This window comes from Nocardia carnea, from assembly GCF_029868325.1.
Taxonomy (GTDB): Bacteria; Actinomycetota; Actinomycetes; order Mycobacteriales; family Mycobacteriaceae; genus Nocardia; species Nocardia carnea_C.
Map to the genome: position 1 here is coordinate 1 of NZ_JARWNW010000048.1, position 13,270 is coordinate 13,270.

Sequence of the window (13,270 nt, forward strand, 5' to 3'; positions counted from 1 at the left end):
CTGGCGGCGATGGCGGACTCGGGTGGGCCGCTGGACCTCGTCGAAAAGTTCGCGCACCCGATCCCGGCGCAGATGATCTGCGAGCTGCTCGGGGTGCCGTTCGCGGAGCGGGCGGCTTTCGAACACCATGCGCTCGCCGTCAACAGTGCCGACAGCAGTCAAGCCGATCAGCTCACGGCCTTCGCAGCGATCGAGGAGTATGTGCGCGGTCTGGTCGCCGCGAAACGCGCGGCTCCGACCGACGATCTGCTCAGTGATCTGACCGCCACAGACCTCGGCGACGACGAACTCGCCGGAATCGGCACCTTTCTCCTCGGCGCCGGCCTGGACACCACCGCGAACATGCTCGGTCTGGGCACCTTCGCCCTGCTCATCCACCCGGACCAGTTCGCTGCGCTGCACAACGACCCCGGCCTCGCGGACCGCGCAGTCGAAGAACTCATGCGCTACCTGACCATCGTGCACACCAACTCGCGTGTGGCACTCACCGATATCGAGCTGGCCGGCCGGACGATCGCCGCGGGCGAAACCGTTGCCCTGTCGCTGCAGACAGTGAACCGGGACGCCCGCCGGTTCGATGACCCCGATACCTTGGATATCCACCGCAACGCCACCGGCCATCTGGGCTTCGGGTACGGCCCCCACCAATGCCTGGGGCAGCAACTCGCCCGCGTGGAGATGCGAGTAGCTCTGCCCGCACTGGTGTCTCGCTTCCCGGAGCTCCGCCTCGCGGTAGCGCCCGACGCCGTACCGCTGCGGCACGGCGCGGATGTCTACGGCGTGCACAGCCTGCCGGTCATGTGGTGAGCCGGATGCGGGTATCGGTGGACCGCCGGTCGTGTATCGGTGCAGGAATGTGCGTACTGAACGCGTCCGAGGTCTTCGAGCAGACCGACGACGGCAGGTCGGTGGTGCTCGACGCAGAACCATCGCCCGAGCTACACGTCAGGGTGCGGGCGGCCGAACAGGAGTGTCCCGCTGCCGCGATACAGCTGTCCGAGAGCCCGTGACCGGTCCCGTCGTAGAGGGCCGCGTTCGGATCGTGGTGGGGTCGACATCGGGTAGTCGCGCGGCCCCCTCATGTGGCGACGGTCCGCGCCGAGGTGATGTATGACCGGTCTACCGTCACCGCTCGGGCGAGCCGGGGCGCGCGGAACGCTCTGCCGCAAGACTCTGGTACAGGCCGGTGAGGTCCAGGGAATCGGCCGGACCCGTACGGACGTGGGCAGTGCGGTCCACCTGGCGGTGCAGCGCTTCCATCTTCTCGTCGAGCTGCGTGGCGACTTCGGCGGCCTGCGCGAGATCGCTGCGTAGATTCGGGGGCACCTCGCCCCGGTACTTGTAGTAGATCTTGTGTTCCAGGCTGGCCCAGAAATCCATGGCGATGGTGCGGATCTGGATTTCGACCGGTACCCGTTCGGTGCGTGCGGAGCGGAACACCGGGATCGACACGATCAGGTGCAGGCTTTGGTAGCCGTTCGGTTTACGGTGGGCGATGTAGTCGCGCTCCTCCAGGAGGGTGATGTCTTCCTGGCCGACCAGCATGTCCCGGATCGCGGCGATATCGGAGATGAAGCTGCAGACCACCCGGACCCCGGCGATATCGAGCACATTTTCTCGGATCGCCGCCAGATTCATCGGGTAATTCTTGCGCTGCACCTTCTCCAGCACGCTTTCGGGCGATTTCAGTCGCGATCGCACATGCTCGATGGGGTTGTACTCGTGGGTGCTGTTGAAATCCTCGCGCAGGATATTGATCTTCGTGGTGATCTCGTCGATAGCGAACTTGTAGCCGAGCACGAAGTCGACGAACTGTTCGCGCAGCGCATGGACATGCTCGATATCGACTCGCCCCGACTCGCCGGAGAAACCATCGACGGCTGTGGTGTCCGGATGCCAGGGCTTCATTACGCCCATTGTGCCTTCACCAGCGATTTACCCGCCACCTCGAGTGATATCCACCATGATTCCGGGCAGGCTGGATCGGCGGCGACGGCACGGGGCGGATATCCCACCGTTGGGCCAGGTCAGGCGACAGAATGTGGCGATGCGAACCTATACCCGCGTGCTGCCGGCGGTCCTCGCCGGAGTGCTCGTCGTCTTCGCGCCTACCGTCGCGGCCGCCCCGGTTCCGGGTGGCTCGGCTCAGCTCCCGTTTCCGCTGACCCTCCAGCCGGAGGGCGTCCAGGCGTCCGGGGCGGCGCTGGCGGAGGCCCATACCGGTGTGATCGTGTGGTCGCGGCAGCCGGATACCCGGTTGCCTATCGCCAGCCTCACCAAGGTGATGACGGCGGTGGTCGTGCTCGAATCGGGTGATCTGGAACGGCCGGTCACGGTGTCGCAGGCGGCCGTCGACTCCGCCGCCGCTTACGGGGGCAGTACCGCGGGCCTGGTGGCGGGGGAAGTGCTCACAGCGCGGCAGTTGCTGTACGCGATGATGTTGCCGTCCGGTTGCGACGCCTCTTACGCGCTCGCCGAAGCGTTCGGACCCGGCCGCGACGCTTTCATCGCCAAGATGAACGCCACCGCGCACCGGCTGGGTATGCCGAATACGCATTTCACCGACCCCAGCGGTCTGCCCGTCCCCGACGATTTCGCCACCTACTCCACGCCGGCAGAGCTGGTGCGGCTGGGCCGGCACGCGATGGCGAACCCGGTGTTCCGGCAGATCGTCGGAACACCGGTCCAGCACCAGCCGGCCGGGCCCGCGAACCGGCATCACGTCTGGGAGAACACCAACGGCCTGCTCCAGGAGTATCCGGGCACCGCGGGTATCAAGACCGGATCCACGAACGCCGCCGGGACCTGTCTGCTGTTCGAGGCGACCCGCGGCGGCCAGCGGTTGATCGGGGTGGTTCTGAACAGTTCACCGCACGACCTGGACGCCGCGACAGCCGACGCCCGCCGCATCATGGATTGGGGTTTCGTCCCGATCCTCAGCTCGCTGCCCATCGGCTGACCGGGACAGCGGCTGCTGAGCAGTCGAGTCGGTCCGGCCCCACCGACTACCAGTACTGATGACATACCGATTCGCCGATCGCCGACCCGCCTCGCCGGGGTCCGCGTGTCGATCGTTCATTCGACGATGATGCGGGCGCGGGCCAGGTTGTCCATTCGGGCGTAGGGGGTGGCGGGGTCACCGTCCGGTTGGGCAGAGGCGCGGACGGTGACGAAATATGTTCCGGGCTCGGTGAAGACGTGGTCGCGTTCCACCGTGACAGTAGCGGCAGGGGAGAGGCCGGTGGTGTCGGTGAAGGAGCCGGTGCCGTCGGAATCCCAGGCGAGGGAGACGATCAGCCCGGCGCCCGGCGGTGTTTCGGCGACGGCTTTCAGCCGGACGGGCCGGCCGGTGGTGGTTTCAGCGCGGTCGGCACCGTCTGCGGTGAGGGTGACGACCGGCTGGACGCCGCGGCGGTCGGCGGCGCGGGCGGGGACGTGGACCTGGCCGTCGTCGACGGTGTAGCGGGTGGTGGCGGTGGCCGGCCGGCCGGTTTCGACCCAGGCGCTGAGTTCGCGCAGCGCCTGGTGCAGTACGCCGAGATAGCTGACGGTGCGGGTGGGGTGTTCCTGGCGGTCGTCGTCGCCGTGCAGGGCGTGGTCGACGTACCAGAGCCGGAAATGGTCGTCGGTGCGGTCAGCGAAATGGTCGCGGACCTGCCGGTGGTACCAGTCGGCCTGCCAGGGGAACGCCTCGCGGTCCAGCAGGCAGGCCACGACGATCATCTTCCCGGTGAAACGGCCCGTGGGCAGGTGACCGGAGGCGGCCTCGGTGAACAGCGGGCCGAGCAACAGTGGGCGCTGCGGGTACAGCGGGGTTCCGTCCTGTTCGCAGAACTGGTCCCATACCGGGTAATCGGGGCCGGGTACCTGGTGGCGATGGTAGGTCTGGGCGGCGAGGAAAGCACTGTTGTCGATTTCGACGGTATCGCCGGGCTCGAGCCCGGCCAGGGTGCTGTCGGGGGTATCGAGCACCGCGATTTCGCCGTGGAGGCCGGTGACGGTGGCGCGGGCCCCGGCGGCCGGGCCGGTGAGTACCACCAGGTCGGCTCCCTGGATCGGGGCATCGGTGGGCAACCCGGGTACACCGACAGCGACGACGGCGCTTTCGGCTCCGGCAGGACCCTTGAAGGCCACATCGACTCCGCCCTGCGGTGTTCCGGCCGCCCGGTGATCCGGGATGCCGCGCGCGGTGGCCTGCTCGCGGGTGAGGGTGCCGGTGGTCCGGCAGCGGTGACGGATGCGGTCCGCGTGCACGGAGGCGGAGGGGTCCGCGCCGAGGTGGCCCGGGGTGGTCCAGTAGTCCTCGAAATACGCCGGGTCGACGCCCCGGACATGCGGGTAAAGGGCGCCGAACGCGTGGAATCCCATGGTGCGGTGGCCGAACCAGGAGCGCGTCGGGAAACCCATCCGCGTCACCTCTGCCAACGCTGCGCGCTCGTCCTCGGTGAGGCCGTCCTCGACGGCGTGCGGTGAACCCGCGTCGGCGGCATCGGCGATTCGATCGAGACTGTGGCGCAGAACCCGCTGCGCGTGCATGCGGACGGCGAAAACGTTCGGGATGGCCATCGGGCTGCCGATGACGTAGGGCACGAACCCGTCCCATACGCCCTCGGTGCTCTCCGCGCCGCCGATGGTGCGGTAACCGCCGCCGCTACCCCCGTAGGCGTAGCCGTACGGGCGATGGTCGCCGTAGACGCTCCGGGCGATCTCGCGGGAGTGCTGTGCGGCGGCGGCGTTGGCGCGGTAAGCGGTGACGGTCGGATCGCCCGCGCTGCCCGGGGTCGCGGGACTGCCGCCGCCGTTGGTCTCCAGGAAGTAGGCGCCGCAGGAGAACGCGAACCCGATCTTGTCCTCGCGGCCGGTGGCGCTCTGGGCGAGGTGCTCGCTGTCGGGTACCGGCGTGATGTGCTGGAAGAAGCGGCCGCCGTAATGCTCGGCAGGCGGCAGGTACACCGAGAACCGGGTGTCGGTGCCGCCGAACCCGCCGTGCACGTAACGGTGGGGCACGGGGTTTTCGCGCCACTCGTCGATATCGGTGTAGGGCGCGGTGAAGTCGGGATCGGGCGCGTGAACCACAGAGTCTCCTCAGGGGGCAAAATTCGAGTACATCACTGTAGATCTCGCAAGGATTGGCGTCTACGCTGCTATCGTCACGTGAATCGCGATATGAAAACGATGGTGTACTCAGAGTTCGGCTCCGGATAGAGTCGCAGCATGTCGACAGCATCGGCCCGCAGCCGCGGTACCTACGCCGGGACCGCGGCCCGCCGCCGGACGATCGCCCGTGCGGTCCTGGACCTGGTGCTGGAGAAAGGGCACACGGGCGTGACCACCGCCGGAACCGCGGCCCGCGCCGGCGTCGCCGAGGCCACCGTTCTGTACCACTTCGCGACCCGTGACCATCTGCTGGTGGCGGCGTTGCGCCAGGCGTTCGACGAAGACGAGGAACGGGCATCGCCCGTCGGGAACACGGCGTTGGATCTGGAACGACTGCGGAACTACGCGACAAGACTCCGCCCGGAGCTCGCCCAGCTCTATACGACATTGGCCGGATACGCCGGGACGCCCGGCCATCCGGCGCAGGAATTCTTCGCCGAGCACTACACCCGGGCGCGGAACAGATGGACCGCGATCATCACCGCACGGCAGGAGGCGGGCCTGGCGCATCCGGGTCTGGACCCCGCCGAGGTGGCCCGCCAGTTCCTGGCCACCTGGACCGGTTTGCAGACCCAGTGGTCGGTCGAACCGTCGTTCGACCTCGGCACGTTATTGCTGGACGCGTTCCGACGCTTGACCGGGCAGAACTGGATGGCGGCCAGACAGCAGCTGCTCGATCCCGAGGCCGGTCTGTGAGAACCGGCTGCGCCGGCCCGTCCCGGATGGCTGGGGTCGCGAGAGCCACAGCGGATGGTCAGCCGACCGTGAAACCGCCGCTCGGATCGGTATAGCGGGCTTCGTCGACACGGTGCAGCAGGGCCGCCATCTCACCGACCAGCCGGCACATCGCCTCGACCGCGGTGTTCTCGGCGGTGTCGCCGGCCCGGAATTCCGGGGTGCCATTACTCATCGGGTTTCTCCTCGGTGGTCGGTGGGGTTCTGCAGGTGGTGATCGGTTCGGCGCTGGAAGGCATCTCCGGCGCGCAGGACCGCCGCCTCGGCGAAATGCTTGCCGGAGAGGGACATCGACAGTGGAGTGCCGGCGCTGGACAGCCCGATCGGCACCGCGAGTGTGGGATTGCCGAGCGGGTTCCAATACGGTGTGTGCAACGAGGGCAGCACACCGAGCGGGTCGAGCGGATCCATGGCGTCCAGCGCCGGTGCGCCGAGGTGACCGGTCGGTGTGACGATCAGGTCGACGGCGGCGAGCAGTTCCGCCATCCGCTGCTGTGCGATGCGTCGGACACGTTGCGCCTGAACATAATCCGCGCCGCTGATACCTGTGCCGCCGGCGAGGATGATCCGGGTGGCCTGTCCGTAGTCCGACCATCGGGTGCGCAGGGTGGGTTGGTGGTAGGCGTGCGCTTCGGCGAGCATGACGACGATATCGATGGCGGTGAGCTCCGGATACATCGGCACCTGGACCGGTACCACCGTTGCGCCTGCCGCCTGTAGTTGGTCCACCGCCGCGGTGAACAATGCGGGCTGGGCGGGGTCGATACCGCCACTCGCATAGCGATCCAGATCGTCCACACCGATGGTGACGCCGTGCAGGTCGCCGGTCAGCGCCCCGAGATAGTCGTCGATGGGCGCGCGTGAACTGTAGGGGTCAGAGCTGTCGTATCCGGCGATCGCGGCCAGAACGGCGGCGCAGTCGGCGGCGCTGCGGGCCATCGGGCCGATATGGTCGAGGGTGTAGCCGAGTGGCACCACACCGGATTTGGGGACCCGGCCGAAGGTCGGTTTGAGGCCGGTGATTCCGTTGAACGCGGCCGGGATCCGGATACTGCCCGCGGTATCGGTGCCGATCGCGGCACAGAACATCCCGGCGGCGACCCCGCTACCGGATCCCGAACTGGATCCGCCGGCCCATCTGCCGGTATCCCAGGCGTTGCGCGGCACCGGGAACGGTTTGTCCGGGTCCGGTGCGCCGATGGCGAATTCCATGGTGGTGGTTTTGCCGGTGACGATCGCACCGGCTCGCTCCAACCGGCGAACCACGACACAGTCGCCGGTCGCGGCGCCCCACGCCGGGTCCAGCACCAGGCTCTGTGCTGTGGTCGGCCCCTTGGAGTACGCCAGAATATCCTTGATACCCACCGGGATTCCCGCGAGCGGGCCCAGTGGTCGGCCGGCCGCGATCTGCTCGTCCGTGCGGGTCGCCATCAGCCGGGCGTGGTCGTCGAATCGGGTGAGGTACGCCCCGATCTCGCTGTCGGCCGCTTGCGCGGCCGCGATCGACTGTTCGATGAGTTCGGTGGCCGTTGTTTCTCCGGCCCGCAATGCTGCCGCGGCGTCGGTGAGTGTCGGCAGTGCGGGTACCGGGATTGTCGTGGTCATGGTGGTCCTCGTTCTCGGGGTGGAGCTCTGGCGCGATGTGCCGGAGGGGTGGTGCTCGGCCGGGCCGTTGCGGATCGGCCGAGGTCAGTGCGGGCGCGACAGCGCGCCGGTCGCATCGATACGGGGTATACCGCCGATCTCGAGTTGGAGTTCGGCGCGGCAGGTGCCGAGCGCGTAATCGATCGCACAACCTGCCGGGTCGCGAATCGTCTGCTCGACCAGCAGGACGGGTTCGCCCGGCAGGATGTGCAGCAGCGCCGCCGCGCATTCGTCGGCGTGTCCGGCCTGTACGCCGACGTCACAACCGGTGAGATCGACCCCGCTCGAGTACAGCAGGGTGTAGAAATCGTCCCGGAAGGTGGCCTGGTCGAGTCCGCTCGCCTCGGGGGCGCGGAGATAGTTCGTGAATACGGCGAGTGGGCGGTCGTCGAGTAGCAGTACGTATTCGATACAGAGGCAGTCCGCACCTGCCGCCACTTCGCCGAGGCGGCCCGCGATCACCGGGGGTGCGGGGTGCCAGGCCCAGTGCAGCAGTCGCGGCGAGATCCGGCCAAGGCCCAGATGTTCTTCCAGCGACCGGTCCGCCGGCGGTGGTGCACCCGCGACGATGTACTCCTCCCGGATTGCGACGGTTCCGAGCCCGCGACGGCGTTCGATCAGTCCGTCCTTGCGCAACAGGTCGAGGGCTGCGCGGACGACGTCACGGGAGGCGCGGTGCCGGGCCATCAGCTCGGATTCGCTGGGTAGCCGCCCGGTACCGAAGGCGCCGGAGCGCAGTTCCGCACGCAGTAGATCGCGTAGCCGGCGAGCTGTCAGGGCTCCCGAGGTGGGGAGCAGCCGCCCGACCTGTGCCGCGAACGCGGATCGGTCGCCTGACCGCTCATCGGGGCCGAGCCGTTCGCCGAGGCTCGTGACGTGGTGGCTTCCGGCGATATCGTGCATGCCGGTAGCGTGCGACCGGGCCCGGTTACGCGGCAAGGCTCCGGGGTAAACGTCCGGTTACTTCCTGCCGCGGGCCGGATACAAGGGTCTGAGCTGGCGGTTTCCGATTTGCTGCAGCCGGTTCGGAGCACGCGGATGCTCTGCCGGTGCCTTCGGTCGGTCTTCCTGCGCAGTTACGCGGTCGAGGTGGGCAGACGCCTGCGCCGAGCACTCGTGATCCCGGTATGGGATCGGCACCTGCGAACCCGTGGGATTCAGAGCTGTGAGCCGAGCGATGTGTCTCGGCGGATCGCGATGTTCCCGGCGCTCCGGTTCATGCCTGTGACCAGGTGGTTCGCGGCTCGATAGGCGCTCGGGACACCGCGCCTATTGTCATATCTCAAATCATATACGATCATTCTCGCATTACCGGGCGAGACCCACCTCACAGCGACATCACAAAGGAGTGCAGATGTCCACGGATCTTTCGACCGTCTCCGCTGTCGACCGCAGACGCGTCGCTTTCGCCACCGTCGTCGGTACGGCGGTGGAGTGGTACGACTACTTCATCTACGCCTCGGCCGCCGGTCTGGTGTTCGGGACGTTGTTCTTCGAACCGGCCGGGTCCGGTTTCGGTACGATTCTGTCCTTCCTCACGGTCGGCGTGAGCTTCCTGTTCCGGCCGCTGGGCGCATTCCTTGCCGGTCATTTCGGCGATAAGGTCGGCCGGCGGCCGGTGCTGGTGGCCACGCTCGTCCTGATGGGTACCTCGACCGCGCTGATCGGCCTGCTGCCGACGTACGAGGCGATCGGTATCGGCGCGCCGCTGTTGCTGGTGCTGTTGCGGATCCTGCAGGGTGTCTCGGCCGGTGGCGAATGGGGTGGGGCGGTGCTGATGGCCGTCGAACATGCGCCGCGCAATCGCCGCGGCCTGTTCGGTGCCATGCCGCAGATCGGCGTGCCGCTCGGATTGCTGATGGCCAGCGCCATGATGGCGCTCATGGATATGCTCTTCCCCGGTGATGCGTTCCTGAACTGGGGCTGGCGTATTCCGTTCCTGTTCTCGGTTGTGCTCATCCTGGTGGGTTCCTGGTTGCGCCGCAGTGTCGAGGAGAGCCCCGTTTTCGCCGAGATCGCGGAGCGCAAGGAGCAGACCAAGGCGCCCATCGTCGAACTGTTCGCGCGCTTCACTCCGCTGGTGCTGCTGTCGGCGCTGGTCTTCGTCGGTAACAGTGCTGTCGGGTATATGACCACCGGCGGCTATATCCAGGGCTACGCCACCGATCCGGACGGCGCCCTCGGGCTCGATCGCGGGGACGTGCTGTGGGCCGTCACCGTCTCGTCGATCAGCTGGCTCCTTGCGACCCTCGCCGCCGGGTGGGTCTGCGATCTCATCGGCCGCCGCACCACCTACATCATCGGCTGGTGTGTGCAGGGCGTTTTCGTGCTCACGCTGTTCCCGCTGGTGAACACCGGAAACGTGCTGTTGCTCGGAGCCGGCCTGGTGCTGCTCACGCTGGGGCTCGGCTTCACCTACGGCGCCCAGTCGGTCTGGTACACCGAGTTGTTCCCCGCGTCGGTGCGGTTCTCCGGGGTGTCGATCTCGTATGCGCTCGGTTCGATCCTCGGTGGTGCCTTCGCTCCGACGATCGCGCAGTGGATCCAGCAGAGCACCGGCTCGTCGACGAATGTCGCCTACTACCTGCTCGGTATGACCGCGCTGGGTCTGGTCGGCACATTGCTGCTGCGGGACCGCAAGGGTATCGATCTGAGTCCCGCCAATGAGGCAAAGCAGCAGGTGGGCATCTACGCGTGGGATAAGTGACCCCGGGCCGGGGCCGACTTGTGTGAGAGCCGGGTCACCGCATACCATCGATCGCAACAGTCAATATTAGAATTCGCTGTTCTATTATCGAACAAATGCGACTCGCCCGCAACGGAGTGAGGAGAGCCCGTGCAGTTCCACCACCACGGCTACGTATCCGGTGACCCGCGCATCCAGGCGCCCGCCGGTGTCGGCATCGACCGTCCCGCCGAACTTCCCGACGAGGTCGATGTGCTCATCGTCGGCTCCGGCCCCGCGGGCATGATCGCCGCCGCGCAGCTCGCTCAGTTCCCGAATATCAACACCCGTCTCGTGGAGCGCCGGCCCGGCCGGCTCGAGGTCGGGCAGGCCGACGGGATCCAGGCCCGCAGTGTGGAGACCTTCCAAGCGTTCGGTTTCGCCGAGCACATCATCGCCGAGGCCTACCGCATCACCGAGATGGCGTTCTGGAAGCCGGATCCGCAGAACCCGGCGAATATCGTCCGCGCGGCCCGCGCTCTCGACGACGAAGCCGGAATCAGCGAATTTCCGCATCTGATCGTCAATCAGGCGCGGGTGCTCGACTACTTCGCCGAGGTGGCCAGGAATTCACCGACGCGGCTGGAACCGGATTATGGTTACGAATTCGAGGGTCTCGAGGTGGCCGAGGACGATGTCGACTACCCCGTCACAGTGACGCTTCGGCATACGGCTGGTGAGCATCTGGGGGAGAGCCGGAATATCAAGGCCAAATACGTGATCGGGTGCGACGGCGCACACAGCCGGGTCCGGGAAGCCATCGGCCGCCGGTTCCTGGGCGAGAAGGCCAACCACGCCTGGGGCGTCATGGATGTCCTCGCCGAGACCGACTTTCCCGATATCCGCCTGAAATGCGCCATCCAATCGCACGACGGCGGCAGCATCCTGCACATCCCGCGCGAGGGCAACCATCTGTTCCGGATGTATGTCGACCTCGGTGAAGTAGCCGAAGACGACGGCGGAAAAGTCCGGCTGACCTCGCAGGAAGAGGTCGAGGCGCGGGCGAACAAGATCCTGCACCCGTACACGGTGACGGTGAAACATGTGGCGTGGCGCAGCGTGTACGAGGTCGGCCACCGGGTGACCGACAAGTTCGACGATGTGCACCCCGACCGCATCGGCACCCGGACCCCGCGCGTTTTCATCACCGGCGATGCCTGCCATACCCATTCGGCGAAAGCCGGACAGGGAATGAACGTGTCGATGCAGGACGGCTGGAATATCGCCTGGAAACTGGGGCATGTGCTCGACGGCCGGGCACCGGAATCGATCCTCGACACCTACTCGGCCGAACGTCAGGTGATCGCGCAGAACCTCATCGACTTCGACCGGGAATGGTCGACGCTGATGGCGACCCGGCCCGAGGAGATGGAGGATCCGTCCCAGCTCGAGGAGTTCTACGTCAAAACCGCGGAGTTCCCGGCCGGTTTCATGACCGAATACACGCCGTCGATGCTGGTCGCCGGGAACAGCCGGCAGGAGCTCGCGACGGGGTTCCCGGTGGGTAAGCGGTTCAAGTCGAACCTGGTTACGCGGGTATGCGACGCGAACCCGAAACAGCTCGGCCATCACGCAACGGCCGACGGTCGTTGGCGTATCTATGTTTTCGCCGATGCGCCGGCCGCGGGCGAACCCTCCCGGACGGCCGACCTGGCCGAATGGCTGGTCACCGCACCGTCCTCACCCCTGCTCGCGCACACTCCCCAGGATGCGGACCTCGACGCCTGGTTCGACGTGAAGGTGATCTACCAGCAGGCCCACGCCGATGTGGACCTTGGCAAGGTGCCCGCGGTGTTCCTGCCGAAGGTCGGGCCGTTCCAGCTCACCGACTACGAGAAGGTGTATGCGACCGAGCCGGCCGACGATATCTTCGCCGCGCGCGGCGTCTCCCGGGACGGCGCGATGGTGATCGTGCGGCCGGACCAGTACGTCTCCCATATCCTGCCGCTCGACGCCACCGGCGAACTCGCCGACTTCTTCGCCGGGATCTTCGTAACCCGTTCCAGCGCGGTCTGATTCGTTAGCCGCCGAGCGTCCGCGCGACCCGCCCCGCCGCGGTCCGCAGGCGCTCGGCGATCTCGGCCTCGGGCCGCGGAAACGACACATGGATCGCGGCAATGGAACCTCGGGGCTGGCCGGGAATCACGAGCGGAACCGCCACCGACCGCAGCGACGGCACCACCTCGTCACTGCTGACGGCGAAACCGCGCGCGCGACTGGTCGCCAGTTCGTCACGCAGCTCCGCCGGCCAGGCATGTTCGTCCAGTTCCATCAGGATCGCTTTACCCGGACCGCCCCGGGTGAGCGGATGCCGGTGGCCGGGACGGTAGGTCACCGCGACGCTCTGCTCAGGGGCCGCGCTGGTGAGGGTGACGGCCTCGTCGTCGTCGAGCCGCACCACCAGCAGGCACGTCATCCCGAGTTCGTTGGCGACCGTCCGCAATTCGGGTTGCGCCGCCTGCTGGAGGTCGAGGGACACCCCCGATGCGAGGGCGGCCAGGCCCGCGCCGAGCACGATCCGGCCCGACGGTTCGCGGGCGACCAGACCGTGGTCCTCCAGTGTGCGCAGCAGCCGGTAGGCCACCGAACGATGCACGCCGAGCGTTTCGGCCAGTTCATCGATACTCAGGCTCCGCCCCGCGGCGGCGAGGATTTCGAGCAGCCGGATACCTCGTCGCAGTGTCTGCGATCCGGCGGACTGTCCTGGTTTGTCGGCCACGAAGCCGCCCCTTCTCCTGCATCCCGCGCGGACCCGGCCGCGCCGGTCCGCGAGAGAGTAGAATATGTAATTAGGTATTCGATAAAACGGCGCGGGCCCGCGCTGTCACCGAAAAAAACCAGACCCCGCACTTCATCGGCGACCTCGCGCTCTACGACCGCGAACTCAACGAATCGCTCCGTCTGATCGCCGCGGAAACACAGGGCGAGGTGCTGCTCATGGGACATTCGACCCGCGGCCTGGAGGCAACGCTGTGGCTGGATCGGCTGCAGCGCGCGGGAGGCACGGCG

12 protein-coding genes are annotated in these 13,270 nt (G+C 67.2%); 6 read left to right on the plus strand and 6 right to left on the minus strand.

Annotated elements, in window-relative coordinates; genetic code table 11:
- Together QH196_RS02385 and QH196_RS02390 are read left to right on the plus strand one after the other, a co-directional pair.
- Positions 1–807 (plus strand): cytochrome P450 (locus QH196_RS02385; protein ID WP_280414092.1); only part of this gene is annotated, 807 nt, incomplete at its 5' end.
- Positions 808–812: 5 nt separating this feature from the next.
- The gene (locus QH196_RS02390) at positions 813–1,010 is read left to right on the plus strand and encodes a ferredoxin (RefSeq protein ID WP_280414093.1); all 198 of its coding nucleotides are present in this window, start codon (positions 813–815) and stop codon (positions 1,008–1,010) included.
- 115 nt (positions 1,011–1,125) lie between these two features.
- On the opposite strand, the gene QH196_RS02395 is transcribed toward QH196_RS02390, so the two are convergent.
- A complete protein-coding gene (locus QH196_RS02395) occupies positions 1,126–1,908 on the minus strand; it encodes a GTP pyrophosphokinase (RefSeq protein ID WP_280414094.1) in 783 nt (260 codons plus the stop codon).
- Positions 1,909–2,047: 139 nt separating this feature from the next.
- On the opposite strand from QH196_RS02395, the gene QH196_RS02400 reads away from it, so the two are divergent.
- The gene (locus QH196_RS02400) at positions 2,048–2,959 is read left to right on the plus strand and encodes a D-alanyl-D-alanine carboxypeptidase family protein (RefSeq protein WP_280414095.1); all 912 of its coding nucleotides are present in this window, start codon (positions 2,048–2,050) and stop codon (positions 2,957–2,959) included.
- A gap of 116 nt (positions 2,960–3,075) precedes the next feature.
- Here the strand turns inward: QH196_RS02400 and QH196_RS02405 are convergent, their stop codons facing one another.
- The gene (locus QH196_RS02405; RefSeq protein ID WP_280414096.1) at positions 3,076–5,076 is read right to left on the minus strand and encodes a hypothetical protein; all 2,001 of its coding nucleotides are present in this window, start codon (positions 5,074–5,076) and stop codon (positions 3,076–3,078) included.
- 138 nt (positions 5,077–5,214) lie between these two features.
- On the opposite strand from QH196_RS02405, the gene QH196_RS02410 reads away from it, so the two are divergent.
- The gene (locus QH196_RS02410; RefSeq protein WP_280414097.1) at positions 5,215–5,853 is read left to right on the plus strand and encodes a TetR/AcrR family transcriptional regulator; all 639 of its coding nucleotides are present in this window, start codon (positions 5,215–5,217) and stop codon (positions 5,851–5,853) included.
- A gap of 58 nt (positions 5,854–5,911) precedes the next feature.
- Here the strand turns inward: QH196_RS02410 and QH196_RS02415 are convergent, their stop codons facing one another.
- The 3 genes from QH196_RS02415 to QH196_RS02425 form a co-directional block, all read right to left on the minus strand.
- Positions 5,912–6,067 carry a hypothetical protein gene (locus tag QH196_RS02415; protein WP_280414098.1) on the minus strand — a complete coding sequence of 52 codons (156 nt, stop codon included), beginning with the start codon at positions 6,065–6,067 and terminating at the stop codon, positions 5,912–5,914.
- Positions 6,064–7,497 carry an amidase gene (locus QH196_RS02420; RefSeq protein WP_280414099.1) on the minus strand — a complete coding sequence of 478 codons (1,434 nt, stop codon included), beginning with the start codon at positions 7,495–7,497 and terminating at the stop codon, positions 6,064–6,066. The genes QH196_RS02415 and QH196_RS02420 overlap by 4 nt, the downstream gene beginning before the upstream one ends.
- An 84-nt stretch (positions 7,498–7,581) precedes the next feature.
- Positions 7,582–8,439: a GntR family transcriptional regulator gene (locus tag QH196_RS02425; protein ID WP_280414100.1), complete on the minus strand. Its 858-nt coding sequence runs from the start codon at positions 8,437–8,439 to the stop codon at positions 7,582–7,584.
- 451 nt (positions 8,440–8,890) lie between these two features.
- On the opposite strand from QH196_RS02425, the gene QH196_RS02430 reads away from it, so the two are divergent.
- Positions 8,891–10,243, plus strand: coding sequence for an MFS transporter (locus QH196_RS02430; RefSeq protein WP_280414101.1), 1,353 nt, complete (start codon positions 8,891–8,893; stop codon positions 10,241–10,243).
- A gap of 129 nt (positions 10,244–10,372) precedes the next feature.
- The gene (locus QH196_RS02435) at positions 10,373–12,277 is read left to right on the plus strand and encodes an FAD-binding monooxygenase (protein WP_280414102.1); all 1,905 of its coding nucleotides are present in this window, start codon (positions 10,373–10,375) and stop codon (positions 12,275–12,277) included.
- 4 nt (positions 12,278–12,281) lie between these two features.
- Here QH196_RS02435 and QH196_RS02440 read toward each other — a convergent pair whose 3' ends face one another.
- Positions 12,282–12,980, minus strand: a complete 699-nt coding sequence (locus QH196_RS02440) for an IclR family transcriptional regulator (protein WP_280414103.1) — start codon at positions 12,978–12,980, stop codon at positions 12,282–12,284.
- Positions 12,981–13,270: the final 290 nt, after the last annotated feature.